Origin of the sequence: Streptomyces spinosus (assembly GCF_020400655.1) — a bacterium.
Classification (GTDB): domain Bacteria; phylum Actinomycetota; class Actinomycetes; order Streptomycetales; family Streptomycetaceae; genus Streptomyces; species Streptomyces argyrophylli.
The window spans coordinates 1-9,393 of the sequence record NZ_JAINRC010000047.1 but is presented as its reverse complement, the minus strand read 5'-3'; the positions used below and the strand labels follow the sequence as shown (position 1 = coordinate 9,393).

Annotated in this window: 6 protein-coding genes; all 6 read right to left on the bottom strand. The window is 67.7% G+C overall.

Annotation, left to right across the window (positions count from 1 at the left end; translation table 11 throughout):
* Positions 1-168: 168 nt before the first annotated feature.
* Positions 169-4,794 carry an NPP1 family protein gene (locus LG395_RS40795; RefSeq protein ID WP_225814631.1) on the bottom strand — a complete coding sequence of 1,542 codons (4,626 nt, stop codon included), beginning with the start codon at positions 4,792-4,794 and terminating at the stop codon, positions 169-171.
* Positions 4,795-5,144: 350 nt separating this feature from the next.
* On the bottom strand, positions 5,145-5,381 hold the full coding sequence (locus LG395_RS40790) for a hypothetical protein (protein WP_225814630.1): 237 nt from the start codon (positions 5,379-5,381) through the stop codon (positions 5,145-5,147).
* A 438-nt stretch (positions 5,382-5,819) separates the two neighbouring features.
* Positions 5,820-6,035 carry a hypothetical protein gene (locus tag LG395_RS40785; protein ID WP_308071499.1) on the bottom strand — a complete coding sequence of 72 codons (216 nt, stop codon included), beginning with the start codon at positions 6,033-6,035 and terminating at the stop codon, positions 5,820-5,822.
* 567 nt (positions 6,036-6,602) lie between these two features.
* Positions 6,603-6,863, bottom strand: a complete 261-nt coding sequence (locus LG395_RS40780; RefSeq protein ID WP_225814629.1) for an alpha/beta fold hydrolase — start codon at positions 6,861-6,863, stop codon at positions 6,603-6,605.
* Between the two features lie 535 nt (positions 6,864-7,398).
* Positions 7,399-8,274 carry an alpha/beta fold hydrolase gene (locus LG395_RS40775; RefSeq protein WP_171159430.1) on the bottom strand — a complete coding sequence of 292 codons (876 nt, stop codon included), beginning with the start codon at positions 8,272-8,274 and terminating at the stop codon, positions 7,399-7,401.
* 305 nt (positions 8,275-8,579) lie between these two features.
* Positions 8,580-8,870, bottom strand: a complete 291-nt coding sequence (locus LG395_RS40770) for a putative quinol monooxygenase (protein WP_030643751.1) — start codon at positions 8,868-8,870, stop codon at positions 8,580-8,582.
* Positions 8,871-9,393 lie beyond the last annotated feature (523 nt).

Here is a 9,393-nt window from a genome sequence, read left to right as displayed (position 1 = left end):
CGATCCCCCTGGCTGCCGTCGAAGCGGGAGATCCGGGTGCTGGTCCTGCCGACGGCGAGATACCGGTGGCGCGGTCGGGGGTACCGGACCGGTTGCGGTCGCACGTGTCGGGCCGGCCGAGATCACGCTCGGCCGGCCCGGCACGGGGAGCAAGCCCCTGGCTGGTCGTCAGCCGCGCGTCATCGCGAAGACGTGGAGCGTGGGCGTGTGGGGAGCGGCCACTGTGCTCACGTCGGGCAACTGGACCCTGACCGGTGTCTTGCCGGACTGCAATGGCACACCGGCGTAGTAGACGTACGCGGAGCCCTGGTACGTCTGATTGCCCTTGCGGTTCTGGTAGGCGCCGCTGAACGCCACGTCACCGTCGCCGCCGAACCAGTCGGGACTGTTCAGGCTGAACTGCTGGCTGGTTCCGTCGGAGTAGAAGACGGTCCCCTTCCCGCCCGCGGGTCCGTAACTCGCCGAGACCAGGAACCCGAGGGTACTGCCCTGGGTGCCGTCGACGGCGATGGTCTGACCCGAGGCGACGGCGTTGTCGGGCTCACCGAAGGTACCGGTGCCGTGGGTCGCTGTCGCACCGGCGGTGGAGGGCCAGGTGAAGCGCAGACCCGCGTGGGTGCCGGTGGAGCCCGGAGTGACGCCCGCTGCGGCGAGTGCCTGCGCGGAGAAGCTCGCCCCGCCACCGTCGAAGTCGCCCAGGTCCGTGGCGGTGTCCCGGGTGACAGCGATGTTGTTGAACGCCGACTCAAGGCTCATCGCGGCCTTGCCGAGGCCCATGGCGTAGACGTGCAGCGTGGGCGTGTCGGGAGCCGCGGCAGGGCTGACCTTGGGCAGCTGGACGCTGACCGGTGTCTTGCCGGACTGCAACGGCACACCGGCGTAGTAGACGTACGCGGAGCCTTGGTACGTGTGATTGCCCTCGCGGTTCTGGTAGGCGCTGCTGATCGCCGCGTCACCGTCGCCGCCGAACCAGTCGGGGCTGTTCAGGCTGAACTGCTGGCTGGTTCCGTCGGAGTAGAAGACGGTCCCCTTCCCGCCCGCGGGTCCGTAGCTCGCCGAGACCAGGAACCCGAGGCTGTCGCCGGCGCCGCTGAGCGCGATGGTCTGACCGTTGGCGACGGTGTTGTCCGGCTTGCCGCTGCCGGCGGTGGACGGCCAGGTCAGGGCCACACCCCCGTGAGCGACGGTCGAACCCGGGGTGACACCCGCCTTGGCGAGCGCCTGTGCGGAGAAGCTGGCCCCGCCGCCGTCCATGTCACCGGCGTCGGTGGCGGTGTCCTGCGTGACCGACACGTTGTCGAAGGTCGAGGCGAGTGACGATGCGGCCTGTCCCGGGGTGGCAGGGGGCACCTGCTCGGCGATGCCGTCGAGGTAGTGAATGCCCGCGGTGACGCTGAGGCCCACCAGGTGCTGCGCGTCGAACCTGGCCCACTCCTGGGGGATCAGCTGGGCCAGATGCGTCTTGCCTTGCTCGTTCGCGGCGGTGACCAGCGCGTCCTTGAAAGCGGCGGCCGAGTCGATCTGCTCCTGGGTGATGATGACTCCGTCGGCCGCGTCCGTTCCCACCGCCTCGAACACGGGCTCCAGGTCCTGGACCGTCCGCACGAACTGATCCAGGAGCGGGCCCTTGAGCTCCAGGGTGTTATCGAAATCGGCCCTGTTGTCGAGGAAGACCTTCTCGTAATAGGTGACAGCAGGGGACCCGGAGACGGTGCCGAGCTCATACATGTGGACCAGCGAGCCGGCCACGTCCTCCAGCGAGGCACCGTCGGCCGCCAGCGCCCCGGAGTCACCGTAGACCTGCTCCATGGTCGAGCAGTGGACGACGTAGCCGAAGCCGGACTTGCATGCTTCAGGCCGCGGGTCCGGTGTGGTCGGCGTGACCCCGACCTCGTTCTCCCAGACCGTGTTGGTCACGGATGCCTGACGGGACGTCGGGCCGTAGAGGTCGGAGGCCGCGGTCACCATGGCCGTCCCGGCGTCGGCGAACGTCGACGTCGGGGAGAGGTACTGGGTCATCGCCCGCCACAGGATGTCCGTGGTGGTATCGGGGTCCATGAGAACGGACATGCGGTAGAACGCGTAGTTGGGGATACCGCTGTTGGTGTGGACACCACCGTTGTCGGAACAGGTCTCGGAGTACGCGCTCATGTGTCGCGGCTGACCGTGGACGGTGGGGTCGGCCAGGGACCGGATGGGTCCCATGGCCGCCATGTCGGAACCCACCAGCCAGTCGTTCTTTCCCTTTGCCGCCCGCTCGGTCATCTCACCGAAGAAGTCGGAGATGCTCTCGTTCAGCGCACCGGACTCGAACTCGTACTGCAGGCCCGCGGTGTACTGGGTGACGCCGTGCGTCATCTCGTGGCCGGAGACGTCCTGCGACAGCATGCCGTCGCCGTACGTCATGTACGAGCCGTTCCAGGACGCGTTCTTGTAGTTCTTGTCGTAGTGCACGAATGACTTCAGCGACATGCCGTTGCCATCTATGCTGTTGCGCCCGAATTTGTTCTTGTAGAAGTTGTAGACCACCCCACTCTGGTCGTACGCAGCGTCCGCGTCGGCGTCGTTGGTGGCCGGGCCACCCTCCTCCCTCACCTGTACGGCTGCGGCATCGTTCGTCTGGTGCTTCATGTCATAGATCGCTCGATAGAGGACCTTGGGCGTGGAACCCGGGCCCGACGGGGTGCCCGGCGAGCCCTGGTCGGCGATGGGGAGGAACGGGAAAGCCTCGGTCGGAGGGTCGCAGATGGTCGCTCCAGTGGGCGACGTGTGACACTCTCCCGGCACCATCGGCGTCGCCTTCTCGATGTTGCTCGGGAACGCCGAGTCCTTGATACCCATCGTCGCGTGGCCGAAGTCCGCGGCGAAGAGCTTTTCCCGCAGTCCATTGGGGAAGCCGTTGTAGGAGACGAGCGCCGGGCGTCGCCAGGTGTGGTAGTCGTTCTCCGGCGGCTCGTCGCCCTCGTTGGCGAGGCGGAAATTGTGGGTCGAGGCGCCGTCCTTCTGGTAGACGACCTTGGGGTGGGTGCCGTCCCAGCGGACCTCACTGGCCGGGTGGACGTGGTACTCGCCATGCGCGGACGTGGCCACGTACTCTGCCTGGTCGTCCTTCACCCAGATCGCGACGTGCTCCCAGTCGTGGGTGTGCCCCCCGATGTCGCTGTCGTCGGCCGCCACGTCCTTCTCGAAGTAGTAGTCGTAAAGGTAGATACACCATCCGAGGTTGCACCGCTGCCGCGAGTACGCGTTGGTGTTGTCCAGATCGGACTTGTCGTGGCAGTCGGCCGAGGTGGTGGTGTTGTTGTGGTCGAGGCCCTGGGAGATGGTGCCGTCCGGACCGATCGCCGGGACGTTGTAGCAGCCGTCGGTGTCGTAGTCGACGTCCGGCGCCCACTTGAGGTCGTTCTCGGTGGCGTTCTGCGGCAGCGCCCTCGGCGGGTCGGGAACCGCGGCCGCGGCGGCCTCGGTGAGAGGCTGGACACCGACGATGACTCCCTTGTGCAGAGCATCGACGAAGACCCGTTCGCTGAACCCGCCCTTGTCCCTCACGTCGATCTGCCAGGCGAGGGCCGAGGGGCTCCTGTATCCCTGCTCCGGTGAGCCGGGGTACACCACAAGTGTCGGAGACGCGGTAGGCCTGGCGTGCCGCATCGTCTTGCCGGCGACCGCGAGAGCGTCCTTCTGACGTACCGTCGGGACCGTGGAAGCCGGAGGGATCAGGTCGGGGCGCAGCCCGTTGGTGACGGCGGTCACCGTCGTGTTGCCGCGGTCCAGGTGCACGCCCAGCCGGGCGTTGTACACCGGCACGCCATGGATCGACTGGTCGTACCAGACGTGGTGGGCGCCGGTCGGGTCGGGCAGTTGGGCGCGCCCGGTGACCTTCGACAGCATGTCGTCGGTGTCCGCGACGCCGAAGAGCTTCGCATGTGCGTGGAGCCAGGCCGGGACGTCGTGCCCCGCCAACCGGCTGCGCAGACCACCCAGTGCCGAGGGCGTACCCGTCTGCGGATTCCTGGCCACGTCGAGCTTGCGGCCGGCCTCACGCTGCAGTTCCTTCAGGGCGTCACCGACGCCTGAGGCCCGCCACTTCGGCAGCGGTCGCGGCTGGGCGGACGCCGCTGTTGCGGCACCCGCGGACAGCACCGAGGCGACCACCGCCACCGCGGCCGCGACCGCCGTCCCGCGCACGGCCCACTGTCGTGCGGCACGCACGTCCCGAGCCGGACGCCGCCCCGTCGAGGGGTGGAGGCGTACGACGGCGCCACCGACCACCAGCGCCCAGCCGGCCGCCGCGACGACCGCCCAGGCGGTGGACGTCGACAGCTGCATCGCCGAAGCCGCCCCAGGGTCACGGGTCGCCACCTGGGCGATACCTGTGAGGGCGGCGTAGGCACCCGCCGAGGCGGCCAGCAAGGGCCACTTCGGGAGCGCGAGAAGGCGCGCCGCTGCGGCAACGACCCACCCGAGCGCGGCGGTACCGAGCAGCGGGCCGAACCCCACAAGGAGCAGTTCGGAGCGGTGCTCGAACACCCAGGGGGCTGTGATGTGCCCCGCGAACGGCGCCATGCGCCATTCGACGGGCACCCCGTGACCGGCAACGAGTCCGGCGACGGTGCCGGGGGCGTCGGGGGCGAGATGTCTCGCCACGAGAACGTCGAAGTACGCACTGCTGTGTGCGATCACGACGTGCAGGGCGACCTGCACGGCGGCCAGCGCCGAGACCAGCCCGAGTGCGCCGGCGATCAGCGCGGCACCGGCTGTGTGCCAGTGTCTTCGGAGGAATTCTTGTCGCAACTTACTTCCCTGACGACGGCTCCGAACGGCTCGGAGCATGTGGAGTAGGGCATACCTTGATGTGCGCCCTGGCCTCTGCTGTCCGACCTGCGATGACAGGCGGGCGCCGCAAGTACCGGCAGCGCACCGGTGAGCAGAGGTTTCTGGGAGCGGATCGGTAAGGCAGTCGGCATCCTACTCACGTACTTGATCAGGCAAGTAAACGGTAAGTGTGTCGTCGATCACAGAGCCGTCATGGTGTTCCGCGTCCCGCGCCGGGATCTCTCCGACGGCACTCGCACCCCCGTGCACATGTGTCACCAGGGCCATCGAACACGCTGGATCGACGTGCCCTTTGGGCACTCACCGGGTCACGAGGGTTTGCCGGCGCGCCAGTTGACGGCGAGGGCCCGGTCCAGCAGGGCCGGGTCGGTGAGGGTCAGCGGGTGGGCGAGTGTGAAGGCCACGGCTTCGTTGACCGTCTCGTCCACGGGGGCCGCCTGGGCGAGTTGGTGCCTGGCGGCACGCGCCTGGCGTATGTCCGGCGGTACGTCCACACCGTCGACCGCGTCCTGGGGGCCTGGTCCGCGCCGGCCGAGAAGCTCCACCCCGGTACGGCACCGAGGTGATCCCCCTGGTCGTGCCGGCCCGTTGACAGAAGGCCCCGTGCAAGACGCGAGGGAGCGCACGCACGGCGTTCGAGCGCCGATGCCCGAGCGGCTCCCACGGGCACCGGGGATACCGCCGGGCCGAGGACAGCCCACCGGGTGCTCGGGCACCGCACCCGTGACGGTGAGCCGGCTGCTCGTGTCCGCCCAGGCTGCCCGGGACGACCAGACCGTCCGGGATCGATGAACCGCCCGGTCACCGCCCTGCTGCCTCGGCCGGATCACCTCGGCGTCGGACCCGGCGACCGGCCGCAGCCGACAACCCGGCCTTGCCGCCTCATCGCCGACGGAGGCTGACCGGTCCACGGCGGGGCAGTCCCCACCGCGGTCTTCACGAACCCTCCCGGTTCGGTCGGCTACGCCCTGGAGCACGGCACGTCACCGGAGATGGTGGCGAAACACCTCGGCGAGGCCGCTCAACCACCCCTCGATGTCCCGCGGAGCGTGCGTGGAGAAGGAGAGCCGGAGCGTGGGTGGGTCCACGGCGCCGGCGAAGAAGGGGACGCCCGGCATGTAGGCGACGCCGTGGGCGACCGCGTGGGGCAGCAGCCGGAAGGCGCCGTAGCCGTCGGGCAGCCGGACCCAGGCGAACATGCCGCCGTCCGGACGGCTCCACGTGCTCCCTTCGGGCAGCGCACACTTACTGGTCCGGCGCAGAGTTGCTGTTCAGGGCCGGCGGCTACTGGTGGGACGGCGAGAAATTGGTACCGGCCGGGCCAGATCCGGGATCCGGCACATGGCACGTGCCATGGCTACCGTCCACGCTGCCGACATGCTGGGCGGCCGCGCCCACCCGGACCGAGCGCATGTGCACATGGGCGGCACCTTCGACCGCCTGCTCGGCGTGTCGCTCAGGTGGCAGGCGAAGCGCTGCGACTGTCCGCGACGACGAATGGGGACCCCGACACACAGGCCGCGTAGGAGTTCTTCTCCCGCGTCGTGCCGAGGGAACCTGAGAGCTGAGATCTCCAGCGGACACGGAGGAGGGGCGCGTAGCCGTCGAGACCCAACGACGGCGTACGCTGGCTTGCTCGCTCCGCCGCCGTCTTCGCTCGCCGACACTGGGCCCCCGCGACCCTCTTCGTCCCGCATGGTGGCCTCGCGGGGAAACGCGGCCGCCTGCCCCCGTCCACCTCTGCGACCATGGTCGCCTTTCGCGGGTTACCCACCGGTTTCCTGGAACCATTCGCGCAAGCGTTCCAGGAGTTTCTCCGGTTGCTCTTCGGCCATCCAGTGACCAGAGTCTTCGACCGCTCGTACGGTAACGCTCTCGGCGACCTCTGAGAGCATCTGCTCGGCTATCGGGAGGAAGAAGCTGGCAGTACCTCCCAGTCCCAGCACCTCGTCAGGCCATAGGGGGGCGTACGCGTAGCCGACCAGCGTGCCGAGGTCGTGGCTGACGATCGTGATCGGATTCTGCACACCGAGGTGTCACCGCAACGCCCTGATGTCGCGCGCCATGGTCTGTTTGTCGTAGCCACCCGCGGGCTTCGACGAGCCGCCGGCCCCTCGGACGTCCGGTGCTCGAAGATGTTGTGTTGAAGATCAGGCACGGTACTTCTCGGGTGATGTACGCGGTCGGCACGTAGCTGTCCGGCTTCAGCCGACGCCCCCCGAGAGCCAGGGCCGTGACCGCTGGGGCCCGGACAGCGAGAGCCAGGCGAATGGTGCAGTCCGGGACATCCGAAGGGAACCTTCCGTCGGCGCAACGGTGCCGTTCACACACCACTCATCGGAGCCGATCAGACACGCCACCTGCATCTCCAACCGGCACACCGAAACACACGACGATAACGGCAAGGCTGCCCGCGGAGCGCCCTATGCCGTGCCCATGCGCCGGCGGTGCGTCTCGAGGCACGTACGTGTGGGAGTGGGCAGCCGTGCGCTTTCGTGGGCAGTCCACCGCCGGAGCGGCCGACTGGCCTCGCCCGCCCAGGACGGGACTGCCTCGGCCCGGCTACTTCGCCGCGGCCTGTACGTGCTTGCGGATGTGCTCCGCCCAGGTCTCCGGGGAGTCGACAGGGCTGAAGTGCCCCGTGTTCTCCATGAAGTGGAGATCGTAGTCGCTGTAGTAGTCGTCGAGCGTGTCGCTCCATTCCGTGGGGAAGAGCGCGTCGCTGTCGGGCCACAGGATGGTGAGGTTCTTCGAGAACCGGTCCTCCGGCGCTGGTTTCGTCTCATTGGCGTAGAAGGTGATGGGGTTGCCCTCGGGGTAGCGGAACCACATCGCGCTGGCGACGAATTCGCCCGGCTTCGAGTGATTCTCAGTGAGGTGGTCGAGGAGTACGTCGACCGCTGGGGAGCCGGGGGGCGACCAGCTCTCCAGGTTCTCTCGCAAGGCTGCGCGCACGGCTTCCGGCTTTCCGTCGATCAGGTCCTCGACCAGCCGGGTCTTGTACAAGATGGCATGCAGGAAGGCGTTGACGGCCCTCTCCTCCAGGATGCGCCGTCCGACCCCAAGAGTCGGCGGAGCGATGACCAGAGAGTGCGCAAGGTCCGGGCGCTTCATCGCGATGGTCTGAACGGTGAAGCTTCCCACGTCGTAGCCGCACAGTACGGCGTTGCTGATACCCAAGTCGTCGATGAGCGCGATGATGGCGTCGACCTGGCCGGTGAGCGAGTAGGCATTGCCGACATTCTCTAGGTGCTTGTCGGACTTGCCGTACCCGTGCAGGTCGGGGGTAAGTACGTCGACGTCGTCGCCCAGAAGCGGAACCACGCGCGAGAACTCCATGTGGTCGCCCGGATTCCCGTGGACGAGGACGACGGGCGTGCCGCTGCCGGAGCGTTCGTAGTAGTTCCGGAAACCCTGTATGGGCTTGGAGAAAGGCATGCGGATCGCCTCCAGGTGTGAGCGTAATGATGCTTGGGAGCTTCGGTCGGGTGTGATGAAGTCTCGGCGTTTCCAGCGCTTCGTCCTGCGGTGAATCGAAAGTGCGGGCGAAACGTGGTATCGGTCAGCCGGGCCGCCGGCGTGATGACGGCCGGCGGTACGCCGACGCGCAGCGGAGGGGGCGGGCGATGAAGCCGGCCCTCTGAGCGACGTCGTGGGGCCTGAAGGCGTCGTGCGGGGGTGTCGCCTCTGCACGCCGTTCTCAAATGTCCCGCGGCATCGCTCAGGTCGCGCGGGCACTCGACTCAGCGAGGGATCTCTTCGTAGTGGTGCTCGTCGTAGTCCGACTTCAGGTAGCCGTTGACGGTGTCGTTGAAGTGGATCCAGTGCGGCGTCTTGCCGTGCGCGGTCAGATGCTCCTGAGACTCCCAGTGCTCGATCAGGGCATAGCTGTACGGATCATGGTCGTTGCGCCACAGCTGGTACAGGTGGCATCCGTCCTCCTTGTTGGACTCCACCACCATGTTGTTCAGCAGTTTCAGGAATTCCGCCTCATGCTGCTGAGCCACGTCGAAGAAGACATTAAGGATGATCATTTCGTCCTCCTGTCGCAAGGCGTCACACGCCATCTTCCGACGTACTACCTCGTTACGCATCTGGGGGGCTCGTCTGCCTACGCGTAGAGACCCGGGGGACGGCACCGCGCCAGACATTCTCAACGCCGGTGCCGAGCCGCAGCGGGACTGACCAAACGGCATTACGTAGCTGGTCCAACGCTCAACGCGACGCCTCGTCTTCGAAGGTGAACCGCTTAGGGCCTCCATCTCGACGAACGTGCCGATGAGACCGGTCGCGGCGAGCCCCTCGGCCTGCGCGCGTGTCTCACCTAGGAGCGCACCGAATCCGGCGGGGCGCGCTTCGTCGCTGGCGCAGCTGCGAGGCCTGGGAGGCCTGGGAGGCCTGCGAGGCCTGGGAGGCGAGCCCACCCCAGTCGTGGTAGTCATGCAATGGGGACGGAGGATGAACATCATGGAATTCAGGCGACTGGGCCGGTCCGGCCTGCGGGTGTCCGTGCTGGCCATGGGCACCATGACTTTCGGCGGCGGCGATGTCTTCGGA